Origin of the sequence: Streptomyces sp. NPDC007875 (assembly GCF_042868035.1) — a bacterium.
Classification (GTDB): Bacteria; Actinomycetota; Actinomycetes; order Streptomycetales; family Streptomycetaceae; genus Streptomyces; species Streptomyces antimycoticus.
This window is the reverse complement of record NZ_JBIADZ010000010.1, coordinates 242540-257389: the sequence shown is the minus strand read 5'-3', so window position 1 is coordinate 257389 and position 14850 is coordinate 242540. Positions and strand designations below refer to the sequence as shown.

11 protein-coding genes are annotated in these 14850 nt (G+C 73.1%); 6 read left to right on the top strand and 5 right to left on the bottom strand.

What is annotated here, in order from left to right:
• Positions 1-129: 129 nt before the first annotated feature.
• Positions 130-1290: a DUF2637 domain-containing protein gene (locus tag ACFYOY_RS22750; RefSeq protein WP_351878748.1), complete on the bottom strand. Its 1161-nt coding sequence runs from the start codon at positions 1288-1290 to the stop codon at positions 130-132.
• A gap of 372 nt (positions 1291-1662) precedes the next feature.
• On the opposite strand from ACFYOY_RS22750, the gene ACFYOY_RS22745 reads away from it, so the two are divergent.
• Complete coding sequence (locus tag ACFYOY_RS22745) at positions 1663-2325, top strand: GntR family transcriptional regulator (RefSeq protein ID WP_351879541.1); 663 nt, start codon at positions 1663-1665, stop codon at positions 2323-2325.
• A 115-nt stretch (positions 2326-2440) separates the two neighbouring features.
• Here the strand turns inward: ACFYOY_RS22745 and ACFYOY_RS22740 are convergent, their stop codons facing one another.
• Both ACFYOY_RS22740 and ACFYOY_RS22735 read right to left on the bottom strand, forming a co-directional pair.
• Positions 2441-3322, bottom strand: a complete 882-nt coding sequence (locus ACFYOY_RS22740) for a hypothetical protein (protein WP_351878745.1) — start codon at positions 3320-3322, stop codon at positions 2441-2443.
• A gap of 120 nt (positions 3323-3442) precedes the next feature.
• Positions 3443-5233 carry a PucR family transcriptional regulator ligand-binding domain-containing protein gene (locus ACFYOY_RS22735; RefSeq protein WP_351878742.1) on the bottom strand — a complete coding sequence of 597 codons (1791 nt, stop codon included), beginning with the start codon at positions 5231-5233 and terminating at the stop codon, positions 3443-3445.
• Between the two features lie 234 nt (positions 5234-5467).
• Here ACFYOY_RS22735 and ACFYOY_RS22730 point away from each other — a divergent pair, with 234 nt between their 5' ends.
• The 5 genes from ACFYOY_RS22730 (at position 5468) to ACFYOY_RS22710 (ending at position 12578) form a co-directional block, all read left to right on the top strand.
• Positions 5468-6358 carry a xanthine dehydrogenase family protein subunit M gene (locus ACFYOY_RS22730; protein ID WP_351878739.1) on the top strand — a complete coding sequence of 297 codons (891 nt, stop codon included), beginning with the start codon at positions 5468-5470 and terminating at the stop codon, positions 6356-6358.
• Complete coding sequence (locus ACFYOY_RS22725) at positions 6349-7122, top strand: (2Fe-2S)-binding protein (protein WP_351878736.1); 774 nt, start codon at positions 6349-6351, stop codon at positions 7120-7122. Before ACFYOY_RS22730 ends, ACFYOY_RS22725 begins: the two co-directional genes overlap by 10 nt.
• 2 nt (positions 7123-7124) lie before the next feature.
• Positions 7125-9521: a xanthine dehydrogenase subunit D gene (gene pucD, locus ACFYOY_RS22720; protein WP_388589111.1), complete on the top strand. Its 2397-nt coding sequence runs from the start codon at positions 7125-7127 to the stop codon at positions 9519-9521.
• Positions 9522-9602: 81 nt separating this feature from the next.
• The gene (locus tag ACFYOY_RS22715) at positions 9603-10754 is read left to right on the top strand and encodes an XdhC/CoxI family protein (protein ID WP_351878730.1); all 1152 of its coding nucleotides are present in this window, start codon (positions 9603-9605) and stop codon (positions 10752-10754) included.
• A gap of 174 nt (positions 10755-10928) precedes the next feature.
• Entirely contained in the window at positions 10929-12578 is a 1650-nt protein-coding gene (locus ACFYOY_RS22710; RefSeq protein ID WP_388589108.1) for a glycoside hydrolase family 6 protein, read from the top strand.
• A gap of 10 nt (positions 12579-12588) precedes the next feature.
• Here the strand turns inward: ACFYOY_RS22710 and ACFYOY_RS22705 are convergent, their stop codons facing one another.
• Both ACFYOY_RS22705 and ACFYOY_RS22700 read right to left on the bottom strand, forming a co-directional pair.
• Positions 12589-13482: a phosphatidylinositol-specific phospholipase C gene (locus tag ACFYOY_RS22705; RefSeq protein WP_351878727.1), complete on the bottom strand. Its 894-nt coding sequence runs from the start codon at positions 13480-13482 to the stop codon at positions 12589-12591.
• 148 nt (positions 13483-13630) lie between these two features.
• Positions 13631-14821, bottom strand: a complete 1191-nt coding sequence (locus tag ACFYOY_RS22700) for a magnesium and cobalt transport protein CorA (protein WP_351878724.1) — start codon at positions 14819-14821, stop codon at positions 13631-13633.
• Positions 14822-14850: the final 29 nt, after the last annotated feature.

Here is a 14850-nt window from a genome sequence, read left to right as displayed (position 1 = left end):
GCGAGGCGCGTTGGGCGTGTGCGATGCGTTGGGCGTGCGACGCGTCGCACATGTGTCGCGCGGTGGGCGTGTGGTTACGGAGCCGCCGAGCGGCGGGCGGGGACACGCGTCCCCGCCCCGGCCGCCCGCTCAGCCGAAGGCGCGCTCGATCTGCGCCAGCTTCTCCTCGAGGGAGTCCAGCCGCGGGATCGTGAGCGTGTCGTCCTCGGCCGTGAGGTCGATGGTGTGGGGACGGTCGGCCTCGGAGTCCTTGTCCTTCTCACCGAAGCCGAAGCTGAAATCCCGGTCGCGGTCCCTGTTCCGGTCGCGGTCCAGGTCGCCGAGCCCGGCCTCGGCGCCACCCGCGGACCGCAGGGCGGGCCGGGCGGAGGCGGCGGACAGCTGACCCTGGTCCGGGGCCCCGGCGGTCTCCAGCACCTTCTCGCCTATGGCAGGCTCCGAACTGAGCTGCGCGGGCTGCGCGGTGGCGGCGGTGACCTCCACCTGACGGCCGCCACGACGGCCCCACATCCGGTGCTGCCGGTTGATCGCCCGGATCCGGGCCCGGTCCAGCTTCTCCTGGTCGCGCCGGCGGGTGCGGTTGTTCTCCTTCTCGCGCCGGTCCTCGCGGACCTCCTCGACCGCCTCGTCCAGCGTCCGTACGCCCTCGAGCAGCATCAGCGACCACGCGGCGAAGGTCTCGCGCGGAGCGCGCAGCCAGCGCACGACACGGATCTGCGGCAGCGGCCGGGGCACCAGGCCCTGCTCGCGCAGCGCCGCCCGGCGGGTCTGCTTCAGGGCCCGGTCGAAGAGGACCGCAGCCGAGAGCGACATGCCCGCGAAGAACTGCGGGGCGCCCGCGTGGCCCATGCCGCGCGGCGCGTGCACCCAGTTGAACCAGGCCGCCGCACCCGCGAACAGCCACACCAGCATGCGCGAGCCGAGCGCCGCGTCACCGTGGCTGGCCTCCCGTACCGCCAGCACCGAGCAGAACATCGCCGCGCCGTCGAGACCGAACGGCACCAGGTACTCCCAGCCGTTGGTCAGCGCCAGGTTCTCCCGCCCGAAACCCACCAGGCCCTGGAAGGAGAGCGCTGCGGCCACCCCGGCGCAGCAGAACAGCAGGACATAGGCGGCCATCCCGTAGATGGCCTCCTTACGGCGCCGACGCTCTTCGCTGCGCTCCCAGGAGTCGGTGATGACGCTCTCTTCCTTCTTCCGTCGGCCGCGCGCGAGGACAACCGCCGCCCCCACGACGCCGGCGAGCGCCACGACGACTGGCAGAACCAGCGATATGTCGGTCAGTCTCATCCGGTGCCCCTTGATTGGCTTCCATGAAGTTCTGGCCGCAGTGCGGCCTACCGCGCGCGACATCCTGGCGGAATCCTGCCGGGCCTCGAGCGGTTTTGGGACAAGAGGCCGCCAAGTAGGCGGGGGGACACGCGAATAGGTGCGATGCGATCCGAACACTCGCGCTGTGCAAGCGGCTTGATTCTATTCACGGAACCCGATCGCGGGTAATCCGACCGATCGGGTTGCCGACGGCGTACTGTCCGTGTACGAGGCGTAACGTTACTGCCGCCTTAAATGATGTTTACGGGCTTTGCCCGGGCGCGGCCTCCGCATATCGTTCGATGGGATGTCAGGAGGACCGGAGTGGAGCAGTCCGAAGCACAGGTGGCGATGGAGCCGCCGCCCTCCTGTGGCGCGCCCGCGGCACGGAGGTCTCTGCGCCGCCACTCGGTGCGCGGCCAGATCCTGGACGCCCTGCGGGAGGCGCTGGCCGGCGGTGAGCTGATCCCGGGCGAGGTGTACTCCGCCCCGGTCCTCGCCGAGCGCTTCGGTGTCTCTCCCACCCCTGTACGGGAGGCCATGCAGCAGCTCGCGGGCGAGGGCGCCGTCGAGGTGGTGCCCAACCGGGGCTTCCGGGTCTCCCGCCGCAGCGAGCGCGATCTGGCCGAGCTCGCCGAGGTGCGGGCGCTGCTGGAGGTCCCGGTGATGCTCAGCCTGGCGGAGGCGATCGCGCCCGAGCGCTGGGCCGGGCTGCGGCCCTTCGCGGAGGCGACGGCGGCGGCCGCCATGACGGGCGACCGCGCCGCCTACCTGGAGTCGGACCGCACCTTCCACCAGACCGTGCTCGGACTGGCCGGAAACCAGCAGCTCGTGATCGTCGCCGACGACCTGCACCGCCGCGCGCAGTGGCCCCTGGCCTGCGGCCGGGCGACCCGCACCGCCGACCTCGTCGCCGACGCGGAGGAGCACATGGCCCTCCTCGACGCCCTGGCCGCCCGCGACCTCGACACGGTCGAGTCCCTCACCCGCGCCCACTTCGTCCCGACGGTCTGAGGGCTGTGGGGGCGTAGGCCCCCACACCCCGGCCCGCCCTCGGGCCCTGTGCACACCACTGCCTTCGCCGGGCCGCCCGCCCCAGGGCGTATGCCCCGGGGCGAGCCGGTGCGGGTCAGTCGGTGGTGTCCGCGGGGGTCAGCTGTTCCGCGAGCCATACGGGGACGCCGCCCAGGAGACGGACCAGGCGGCCCGCTTCGGTGCGCAGACGGGTGGCCTCGTCGGGGTCGGGTTCGACATCGGCCAGGGCGGCCAGGGCCGGGGCGATGCCGACCAGATAGCCCAGCTCCTCACGGATCCGCAGCGACTCCGCGAAGCCGTGGCGCGCTTCGGCCAGATCGCCGTCCGCCTCCGCCATGGCGGCCAGATGGCGCCAGGTGAACGAGCGCAGCAGGGTGTCGCCGTGGGCCGCCGCGCCCGCGTGGGCACGCTGGAAGGCGGCCAGGGCGCCGGTCGGATTGTGGGCGAGGTGCTGGGAGATCAGCCCGCGCCGGAAGTCCAGCAGTGGCCGGATCGGGGAGCCCGGTGAGAGCAGCGCGGCGGCGCGGCCGAGCGCGGTCCGCGCCTCGTCGGCCCGGTCCCGCACCCCGACCAGCGTGGACGCGTACGCCAGATAGCCGCGTTCGCACGCGGTCGCGCCCCGCTCGGTGTCGGTGAGCGCGAGCGCCTCCGCCGCCCGCAGGGCGTCATCGGCCGCGTCCCAGCCCGCGGAGGTGTACATGCACCGTTCGATCAGGACGGCGCTGCGCTTGAGCGCGGCGGCGGCGTCGTCCACCGCATACGGGGTGAGCAGTTCGGCGGCGTCCTTCCAGCAGCCGCGCGAACGCAGCCGCCAAACCGCCGTGTCGAGTGGGTCGTCCACAAGCGGGTCGAGCCCGCGCCCCGCCTGTACCTCGGAATGAGGATCGGACGATCCAGGTGGTGACATGGCGGTGTCCGCCACATTGCCCTCCCCAAGCGCGCCATCGAGCCGGAAGCCGTGGGCGAATCTCAGCATGAATGCGCGCGCCCGGCCAAGAGGTTGGTGTGAATCAATTCACAAACCCCTGGCAAGAGTGATGGCGCGTTGTCACGCGCCCGGGCGTGTCCCCGGGCCACGGCCGCGCCCCGCCGGACGTCAGCTCATGCGCAGCGCGAGGAAGAAGTCCAGCTTGTCCTCCAGGCGCGACAGCTCCCGCCCGGTCAGCTGCTCGATCCGGCCGATCCGGTAGCGCAGCGTGTTGACGTGCAGATGCAGCCGGGAGGCGCAGCGGGTCCAGGAGCCGTCGCAGTCCAGGAACGCCTCCAGGGTCGGGATCAGCTCGGCCCGGTGGCGCCGGTCGTACTCGCGCAGCGGGTCCAGCAGCCGGGCGGTGAAGGCGCGCCGCACATCGTCCGGGACGAAGGGGAGCAGCAGTACGTGCGAGGCCAGTTCCTGATGGCCGGCCGCGCAGACCCGCCCGGGGCGTGCGGCGGCGACGCGCCGGGCGTGCCGGGCCTCCTCCAGGGCGCCGCGCAGCCCGTCGGCGGAGTGGACGGCGGCGCTGACGCCGAGGGTCAGCCGGCCGTCGCCGTCCAGACCGCGGGAGAGCGGCTCCCGGACGGCGGCGAGCAGCGCGTCGGCCTGCAGCCCCTCCGTGGCGTGGTCCATGCCACTCCCCGACGGGCCGTCGGTGAGCGCCGGGAGGGGGACGAGCGCCACCGCCTCGTCGCCGGTGTGGGCCACGGCGATCCGGTCCGAGAGCTCCGGCCCGGGCGCGGCCGGATCGACCAGGATCTCCTCCAGCAGCGACTGGGCCGCCCGGGCGCCGCGGACGGCCCCGCCGCCACGCGTGGAGCCCTCTCGCGCGGCACTGTCCCGCATCGAGCCTTCCCGTACGGCGCCGTCGCGTGCCCCGCCGTCCGCGCCGTGCTCCGCCGCCGCGCTGACACCCCACTCCACCCGGGCCACCACCACCTGCCAGTGCGGCGCCGTGCCGAGCCCCGGCAGCAGCACCGGGGCGGCCACCCGCAGCCGGGCCGCGATCTCGGCGGGCGGCGCGCCCGTCTGGACCAGCTCCAGCACCTCCTGCGCGAGCCTGCGCCGCACGGTGCGCGACGCGTTCCGCCGGTCGCGCTCGACCGCGATCAGCTGGGTGACCCCGTAGAGCAGATCCAGCCGTTCCTCCGGCCATTCGTCGGCGTCCGCGCCGACCACCAGCAGCCAGTCGGACAGCACGGTCTCGCGCACCTCGTCGCCCGTCTCCCCGCTGCGAATGGGGAAGAGGGAGTACGTCATGCCGTCCGCGGCGGTCATCCGGTGCGGGCCGCGCCGCCCGTCCCGCCGGGCGGCCAGATGCTCGCCCGCCAGCTGGGCGCGGACCGCCGCGGGCGGCTCCGCGGCCGCTCCGGCGGCGGTGGGCCCGGCGATCCGGCGGCCGGTGGGGGAGAGCACCCACGCGGTCAGGTCCAGGTCCGAGCGGAGCAGGTCCAGGGCCACCTCGGGGCCACCGCCCGCGGGCCCGGACGTCATCAGCCGGCGGTGCCGGTCGACGACCGCCGCCAGATCCCCGGCCCGCTCACCGGAGACCTGGCGCACCACATGCTCGGTGATCGTGGCGAACGCGACGTCCTCGACCACGGAGAACAGCGGCAGCCGATGCCGTCCGCAGGCCAGCACCAGATCCTCGGGCACGGCGCCCAGCTCCGCCTCGCCCGCTGCCAGCCCCGCCACCCCGGCCGTCGCGAGAATGCGGACGAACCGCTCGGAGTCCTCCGGCTCACGCCGCCAGGCGAGCCCGGTCAGCACGAGTTCACCGCCCGAGAGATAGCGGCTGGGGTCGCGCAGATCGGTGGTCATCACGCCGCGCACGGTACGGTCCAGCTCGCCCTCGCCGCCGAGCAGGCGCAGGCCCAGGGTGTCGTTCTCCAGCAGTGCGCGCAGCCGCATGCGATGCCAGCCGATCTTGTTCCGTGTTGCCGGTCGAATACCGCGAGGTTTCCGGCCCCCGCCGTTCGTTCGAATCTACAAGACCCGCCCCCTGGCCAGCCAATTGCTTCATGCCTTCGGTGACTGCACCATGTGGCCCACACCTCGGTCTACTGGCGTTGAGCCGCGTGCAGAGTTCTGGGAGGGGGCTCCCGCCTGCCGACGCCGACGCCGACGATCCGAGAAGAGAGACCCATGGACTTCCTGCGCCCCGCCGGCTGGGAGGAGGCGCTCGCCGCGAAGGCCGAGCACCCCACCGCCGTGCCCATCGCGGGCGGCACCGATGTGATGGTCGAGATCAACTTCGATCACCGGCGGCCCGAGTATCTGCTCGATCTGACCCGCGTCGCCGAACTGGCCGAGTGGGAGGCCACCGACCGTACGGTCCGGCTGGGCGCGGGCGTTCCGTACACGCGCATCATCGAGGAGCTGCGGACCGAGCTGCCGGGGCTGGCGCTCGCCGCGCACACCGTCGGCTCACCGCAGATCCGCAACCGCGGCACCGTCGGCGGCAACCTCGGCGCCGCCTCGCCCGCCGGGGACGCGCATCCCGCGCTGCTGGCGGCCGGGGCCGAGGTGGAGGCGGCGTCGGTGCGCGGCACCCGGCGCATCCCCGTCGAGGAGTTCTTCACCGGGGTCAAGCGCCATGCCCTGGAGCCCGATGAGCTGATCCGGGCGGTGCACATCCAGAGGGCGGACGGTCCGCAGCAGTTCTCCAAGGTCGGCACCCGGAACGCCATGGTGATCGCGGTCTGCGCCTTCGCCGTCGCGCTCCATCCGCGCACCCGCACCGTGCGCACCGGCATCGGATCGGCCGCGCCCACGCCCGTACGGGCCCGTGAGGCCGAGGAGTTCCTGGAGGCGGCGCTCGAGGAGGGCGGCTTCTGGGACAGCGGCGCGCCTCTCGACCCGTCGACCGCCCGACGGTTCGCCGAGCTGTGCGCCGGGGCGTGCCGCCCGATCGACGACGTACGCGGCAGTGCCGCCTACCGCCGCCACGCGGTGGGGGTCATGGCGCGCCGCACGCTCGGCTGGACCTGGGAGGCGTATCGCGAGGGAGACGGGAGGACCGCACAGTGCGTGTGAACATCACGGTCAACGGGCGGCCGTACGAGGCCGATGACGTCTGGGAGGGCGAGTCCCTGCTGTACGTGCTGCGTGAGCGGATGGGGCTTCCCGGTTCGAAGAACGCCTGTGAGCAGGGCGAATGCGGTTCCTGCACGGTCCGCCTCGACGGGGTGCCGGTATGCGCCTGTCTGGTGGCGGCGGGGCAGGCCGAGGGCCGCGAGGTGGTCACCGTCGAGGGACTCGCGGACCTCGCCCGGCAGCGGTCCGCGCATGCCGCCGAGGTGGCTGGAGCCGTCTGCCCCGGTGAGCCCGAGGAGGGTCACCCCGCCGGGCCTGGGGCCGCCCACTCCGTGGGGCCCGATGCGGACTCTTCCGTGGGGCCTGGTGTGGCCCGCCACGTGGGGCCCGAAGCCCGCCCCGCAGAGCGCCCGGGGAAGCCCGAGGTCGGCCACCCCGTAGGGCCCGAGGTCGGCCACCCCGTAGGGCCCGAGGCCGTCCGTCCCCGGCCGCCCGAGCCAACCCGCCCCGAGCCATCCCGCCCCGGGCAGGTCGCCCCGCTGGCCCCGGTCCAGCAGGCGTTCATCGACGCCGGAGCCGTCCAGTGCGGCTTCTGCACCCCCGGACTGCTCGTGGCCGCCGATGAGCTGCTGGAGCGCACCCCCGACCCCTCCGACGCCGATATCCGCGAGGCGCTCTCCGGTAACCTCTGCCGCTGCACCGGCTACGAGAAGATCCTCGACGCGGTCCGGCTCGCGGCCGCCCGCACCGGGAAGGCGGTCTGACCATGGCAGCCGACCGCACCGCCAGTGCCCCCACCGCCCTCACCCAGGCCACCGGCGCCACCAGGGGGACGATCGGCGAGTCCACCCTGCGCCCCGACGGCACCCTCAAGGTGACCGGCGAGTTCGCGTACTCCTCGGATCTGTGGCACGAGGACATGCTGTGGGGCTTCACCCTCCGCAGCCCGTACGCCCACGCCGTGATCAGGTCCATCGACACCGCCGAGGCGCTCGCCCTGCCCGGGGTGTACGCCGTCATGACCCATGACGACCTGCCCGCCGAGACCCACTACGGCCTGGAGATCCACGACCAGCCCGTGCTCGCGAAGGACCGGGTCCGCTATCACGGCGAGCCCGTCGCGATCGTCGCCGCCGACCATCCCGAGACCGCCCGCCGCGCCGCCGCCCGGATCGCGGTGGAGTACGAGGAGCTGCCGCTGGTCGTCGACGAGGCCACCGCCACCGCGCCGGGCGCGCCGCTGCTCCACCCCGGCCGCCGGGACCACCACGCCGCCCATGCCCCGCACCCGAACATCGTGCACCGCCAGCCCGTCCTGCGCGGCGATGTCGCCGCCGCCCGGGCCCGCGCGGATGTGGTGGTCCGCCGGGACTACGAGGTGGGCATGCAGGACCAGGCGTTCCTCGGCCCGGAGTCGGGTCTCGCGGTGCCCGCCGAGGACGGCGGGGTGGACCTCTACATCGCCACCCAGTGGCTGCATGTCGACCGCGATCAGCTCGCCCCGGTCCTCGGGCTGCCCGCCGACAAGGTGCGGCTGACGCTGTCGGGGGTGGGCGGGGCGTTCGGCGCGCGCGAAGACCTGTCCATGCAGGCGCACGCCTGTCTGCTGGCGCTGCGCACCGGAAAGGCCGTCAAGATCGTCTACAACCGGTACGAATCCTTCTTCGGCCATGTCCACCGCCACCCCGCCAAGCTCACCTATGAACACGGCGCGAGCCGTGACGGCACGCTGCTCTACGTCCAGTGCCGCATCGTCCTGGACGGCGGGGCGTATGCCTCCTCCTCCCCGGCGGTCGTCGGCAACGCCGCCTCCCTGTCGATCGGCCCCTACGTCGTCGAGAACGTCGACGTCGAGGCCATCGCGCTGTACTCCAACAACCCGCCCTGCGGTGCGATGCGCGGCTTCGGCGCCGTCCAGGCGTGCTTCGCCTACGAGGCGCAGATGGACGCGGTGGCGGCCGAACTCGGCCTGGACCCAGTGGAGTTCCGGCAGCGCAACGCCATGTCCCAGGGCGCCACCATGCCCACAGGACAGCTCGTCGACTCCCCGGCCCCGGTCGCCGAGCTGCTGCGCCGGGTCAAGGCGCTGCCGATGCCGCCCGAGCGCGCCTGGGAGGCGGCGGGCGGCCCCGTGGACGTACGGGCCCTGCCGGGCGGACTGTCCAACACCACCCACGGCGAGGCCGTGGTGCGCGGTGTGGGCTATGCGGTCGGCATCAAGAACGTCGGCTTCTCCGAGGGCTTCGACGACTACTCCACCGCCCGGATCCGGCTGGAAGTGATCGGTGGCGAGCCGGTCGCCCTGGTGCACACCGCGATGGCCGAGGTCGGCCAGGGCGGGGTCACCGTGCACGCCCAGATCGCCCGCACCGAGCTGGGCGTCGACCGGGTCACTCTCCACCCGGCCGACACCCGGGTCGGCTCGGCGGGCTCCACCTCCGCCTCCCGCCAGACGTATATGACGGGCGGCGCCGTCAAGCACACCTGCGAGGCGGTCCGGGAGGAGGTGCTGCGGCGCGGCCGCGAGCGGTTCGGCGCCTCCCACCCCGCCTGGGCGGAGCCCGCCCGGCTGCGGCTGGAGGACGGCAAGGTGGTCACCGACGGCGGCGAGGTGATCGGCGACCTCGCCGGGATCCTCGGCGACGAGGCGATCGACCTGGAGCGGGAGTTCCGGCACCGGCCGACCGAGCCGTTCGACCTGCGCACCGGCCAGGGCTTCGGCCATGTGCAGTACTCCTTCTGCGCCCATCGCGCGGTCGTCGAGGTCGACACCGAGCTGGGGCTGGTCAAGGTGGTCGAGCTGGCGGCCGCGCAGGACGTGGGCAAGGCGATCAACCCGCTGTCGGTGGTCGGGCAGATCCAGGGCGGTTCGACGCAGGGGCTAGGGCTCGCGGTGATGGAGGAGATCGTCGTCTCGGCGGACGGGGCGCGGGTGCGCAATCCGTCCTTCACGGACTATCTGATCCCCACCATCCTGGACACCCCCGCCATGCCGGTGGACGTGCTGGAGCTGGCCGACGACAACGCCCCGTACGGGCTGCGCGGCGTCGGCGAGGCGCCCACGCTCTCCTCGACCCCGGCCGTCGTCGCCGCCATCCGCGCGGCGACGGGCCTGCCCCTGAAGCGCGTACCCGTGCGCCCGGAGCACCTGACGGGGACCTGAGGGCAGATATCGGGAGCCGAGTGTGTTGTTCCGGATACCGATGCGCCGCGTATCGATGCGCCGCCCAAGGAGCTGATCACCATGCTGGACATCGCCGCCGAGCTGCACCGCTGGAGCGAGGAGGGCCGGGACTTCGCCGTCGCCACCGTGGTCTCCGTGGGCGGCAGCGCGCCCCGGCAGCCCGGGGCCGCGCTCGCCGTGGACGCCGAGGGCACGGCGGTCGGCAGCGTGTCCGGCGGCTGTGTCGAGGGCGCGGTGTACGAGCTGTGCCAGGAGGCGCTGCGCACCGGCGAGACCGTACGGGAGACCTTCGGCTACTCCGACGAGGACGCCTTCGCGGTCGGCCTGACCTGCGGCGGAGTCATCGATGTCCTGGTCACCCCGGCCCCGGCGGCCGACCGCCGGGTGCGCCCGGTGCTGGCCGCCGCCGCGTCCGCCGCCGCCGAGGGCCGGACGACGGCGCTGGCCCGGATCGTGGACGGCCCGCCCGAGCTGCTGGGCCGCGCCCTGCTCGTCCGCCCGGACGGCGGCTGGGACGGCACCCTGGGCGGCCACCCCGAGCTGGACCGTACGGCGGCCGCGGAGGCCCGCGCCCTGCTGGACGCCGGGCGCACCGCGACCGTGGTCATCGGCGCCGAGGGAAGCCGCTGCGGGCGGCCCGTCACCCTGCTCGCCGAGGCCAGCGTGCCGCCGCCGCGCATGATCGTCTTCGGGGCGGTGGACTTCGCGAGCGCGCTCGTGCGGATAGGGAAGTTCCTGAACTACCACGTCACGGTCTGCGACGCCCGTCCGGTCTTCGCGACCGCGCTGCGCTTCCCGGACGCCGACGAGGTGGTCGTCGACTGGCCGCACCGCTATCTGGAGAAGACCGAGGTGGACGCCCGGACGGTGCTGTGCGTGCTCACCCACGACGCGAAGTTCGATGTGCCGCTGCTGGAGCGGGCGCTGCGGCTGCCCGTGGCGTACGTCGGCGCGATGGGCTCCGCCCGCACCCACCGGGACCGGCTGCGGCGGCTGCGCGAGGCCGGTGTGGGCGAGCCGGAGCTGGCCCTGCTGCGCTCCCCGATCGGCCTCGACCTCGGCGCCCGTACGCCCGAGGAGACCGCACTGTCCATCGCCGGCGAGATCGTCGCCAACCGTCGGGGCGGCAGCGGAACGCCGCTGACGGGTGCCCGGACCGCGATCCACCACGACACCCGGGCGACCTCGGACCGGATCGGCTCGGTCGCCTGACGACACCTGAGTCACCTGACATCGGATCAGATCACAGAAGGATCGTCTGACATAAGGCCACTCCTGAGCGGGAAAAACCCTCCGCCACCTGGCGGAGGCTTCTCTTGCCGGGCGCAGGTTTCTGAGTGAGAGTCAGAAATCGACCTTGGTCCTGCCGCCCCCTGGAGTGCGCACGTGCGTAAGAGACGCAAGATTCTCACCGTGTCGACGGCCGTCGTGGCCGCGGCCACCCTGCCCCTGCTGATCAGCCCCGTGGTGAGCGCGGCCGCGCGGGAGGACGACGACGATTCCTCCCGCGCGGCCCGCCTCTACGCCCCGCCCCCCGACCGGGACTCCTACCGCCAGGTGGCCCGGCTCGCCTGGCGGGGCGACTTCCGCGACTCCGCCGGGCTCCTCGCCATGGTGCGGACGCCGCAGGCGGTCTGGTACGGGGACGAGACCCCGGAGCGGGTCGAGCGGCTGGTCCGCAGGACGACGCGCAGCGCCGACTTGCAGGGGAGGCTGCCGGTCCTCGCGCTCTACAACATCCCGGGCCGTGACTGCGGCAGCTACTCGAGCGGGGGAGCGGACGGCCTCGCCGCGTACGAGGCGTGGATCGACGCCGTCGTCGAGGGCATCGGCGACCGTAAGGTGCTGATCGTCCTCGAACCCGATTCGCTGTCGCTGCTGCCCTCCGACTGCGCCGACGAATCGAACGCCGATCAGACCGCCGTCGAGGAACAGCCCGTCGAGGAACAGCCCGCCGTCGAGGAGCAACTCGCCGCCGAGCAGCAGCCCGCCGCCGAGGAACCGCCCACCGGTCTGCCCCCGCTGCCCGACCCCGGCGCGTCAACGGCCCCGCCCGCCGCATCGGCCCCCCAGGACACCGGCCAGGACGCCGCGCAGTCCCCGGGCGCGCAGTCCCCGAACACGCAGTCCCCCGACCCGCGACTCCCCGCCTCCGAGAGCCCGGCCCCCAAGCCCGCCGAAGCCCAGGAGCCCGCCGGCCTCCAGCCCTCCGCATCCCAGAGCCCCGCCCCCGAGCCCTCCGCCGAGCAGCCCGGCACCCTCCCCGAGCTGCCCCCGCTCCCCACGCCCGACCCCGTGACCCCCGATGCCGAGGACGTGGGGGACCTGGGCACCCCGGTGGTCGAGGACCCGGAGACCGCCGCCCGCTACTCCGAGATCAACTACGCGGTCGACGCCCTTACCGCGCTCGGCAACACGTCGGTGTACCTGGACGCGGGCCACGCCGGCTGGCACTCCGTCAGGAGCATCGTGCCGCGTCTCATCAAGGCCGGGGTCGACCGCGCCACCGGCTTCGCCCTCAACGTCTCCCACTACCAGACCGACCCGGACAGCGCCTGGTACGGCCGGCTGATCTCCTCCTGCCTCGCCTACGCCGACGAGGGCGGGGACCCCGAGGACTGCGCGGACCAGAGCTGGTCACGGCGGCAGGCCCGCCGCTGGCTGCAGGCCCATGTACCGGACGACCCGGCCCGTATGAAGCACTTCGTCACCGACACCAGCCGCAACGGCCAGGGCCCCTGGGCCCCCAGGGCCGGGGCGCACGCCGACACGCAGTCGTGGTGCAACCCCCCGGAGCGGGGCCTGGGCAGGCGCCCCACCACCCGCACGGGCGATGCGCTGCTGGATGCCGCGCTGTGGGTGAAGACGCCGGGCGAGTCGGACGGGCGGTGCCTGCGCGGCACCGACGGGCCCTTGGACCCGGTGCGCGGGACCGTCAACCCCGACGCGGGGGAGTGGTTCCCCGAGCAGGCGCTGGAACTGGTCCGCTACGCGGAACCGTCGGTCAAGGTCTTCCGCCGGTTCCCCGGCCGCTGACGCTCCGCGGTCAGCCCGCCGGATTGTGCCGGACGAGGGCGTCGACCAGGCCGGACGCGGTGTTCGGGAAGTCCATCGGAACGATCCCGAGCCCGGTCCAGCCCTGTGCCTCGGCGCCCTCCAGGAACGACTTCACCTGCGGGTTGAGCCGGTCCGCGTTGGAGCGGGGCGGCAGCAGGGCGGCGGTGGAGACATAGTTGATGAAGAGCTTGCCGGGCTGGGCCGCCGCCTTGCGGAACTGCGCCTCGATCTTCGGGTACTTGCCGAACGGCTCCGCCATGTAGTCGTCCTGGATGTCGAAGAGCCCCCCGTCGCCGTACCGCACCCCCGGCATGTTGTCCGAGTCGGCGAGCAGCACCACCCTGCCCCGGGCCTGGCCCAGGGTGGGGAGGGTGTTGTCCAGGCGGAACAGCGAGCGCCAGCCCTTGTCGTCCAGGTAGGTGTCGAAGATCCGGCGGAACTCGGCGGCGCTCTCCTCCGAGTACTCCTGCTTGACCCGCATCAGCACGGTCTCCGACGGATGCGCGGAGAGGAAGGAGCGGCAGGCGCCGAGCACATCGTCGAAGTTGAGGTTCTGGTAGAAGGCGCCGTGGTGGATGGGGAAGGCGTTCTCAAAAGCGCGGCAGCGGACGTCCAGGAAGCGGATGCCGCTGCTGAGCTGGTCGGCGATGGTGGTGTTCTGGCACTCGGTCCACGGGCCGCCGAAGCGGGCGCCGGAGTTGTGGGTGCCGGGCAGGGTCAGCCGCTGGACCGGGGTGGCGTCGGCGATGGCCGACAGCCAGTCCTCGGCGGCGAGCAGCCGGGGCGGCGCGGCGGCCGTGGCCGTCGCAGTACCGCCGATGGCGGTGACCAGCCCCGCGGTGGACAGTGCGGCCGCGCCCCTGAGGAACCCTCGCCGGTCCATACGCGTACTCCCGTCGCTCGCCTGCCCGTGCCGTGCCGGACGGCATCGAAGCACAAACGAGGGGGAGAGGCTACGGAAAGCGGCTGAATCAGCGATTCATCGAGGAATTCCCTTGAATCGCTGATCCAGCCGGAGAGTTGTGGCGCCGTCAGAGCCAGCCGCGGCGCTTGAAGATGACATACAGGCTGACGCAGACCACCGCCATCAGCACGATCGCGAACGGATATCCCCACACCCAGTCCAGCTCGGGCATATGGGTGAAGTTCATCCCGTAAATGGTGCCGACCAGCGTGGGCGCGAACAGAATCGCCGCCCATGCGGAGATCTTCTTGACCTCCTCGTTCTGCTCGAAACCCGCCTCGGCCAGCGCCCGCATCTCGGCGTTCTGCTGCTGGGTCACCAGGGTGGCGTTGACCGCGAGGATGTCGGTGAGGGCCGAGCGGAAGCCGTCCACGCGCTCGCTGGTGTGGGTGACGTGGTCGGCGACGTCCCGCAGATAGCGCTGCAGCTCCTCATCGGTGCCGTATTTGTCGAAACCCGCCATCAGCCCGTGCAACATCCCGACCAGCGGGCGGGTGGCGCGCTGGAACTCGACCATTTCGCGGGAGAGTTCATAGATGCGCCGCGACACCTCGGGGTCGCCGCGGAACACCTCGGTCTCGATCTCGTCGATGTCGTTCTGCACCCCCGCCACCACCGGGGCATAACCGTCCACGGCCGCGTCGAGGATCGCGTACAGCACGGCCTCGGGGCCCAGCGCCAGCAGCTCGGGGGTGGACTCCATCCGGGCGCGCACCGCGGACAGGTCCGGGGCGGCGCCGTGCCGGACGGTGATGACGAAGTCGGGGCCCACGAAGACATGCAGCTCGCCGAAGTCGACCTCCTCGGGCGCGTCGAGATAGCGGGCGGCGCGCAGCACCACGAAGAGCGTCTCGCCGTAGCGCTCCAGCTTGGGTCGCTGATGGGCCTCCAACGCGTCCTCGATGGCCAGCTTGTGCAGATCGAACTCCTCGGCCAGCGAGAGCAGCTCCGCCTCGCTCGGCCGGTACAGCCCGATCCACGCCATCGCGCCCATCTCCTCGCGCAGCCGCCGGTAGGTGGCGGCCAGGGTGTCGGGGGTGCCGACCCGGCGGCCGTCGCGGTACACGGCGGCGTCCACCACGCTGCGCTCGTCCGGCTCACGCGGGGTTCCATCGGCGGCGGCGGTCCGCTGCTCGTCGCGCGGCGGACCGGGAGGTGCCGGGGTGGGGCGCGGGGCGGCATCGGCCCGGTTCGCCCCGCCGGGGCGCAGCCAGGGGTACCGCCTCGTGGGGCGGGGGGTGCGGCGGCGCTCGGACATAGGGGGTCCTTTACGGATAGCGGGCTCGG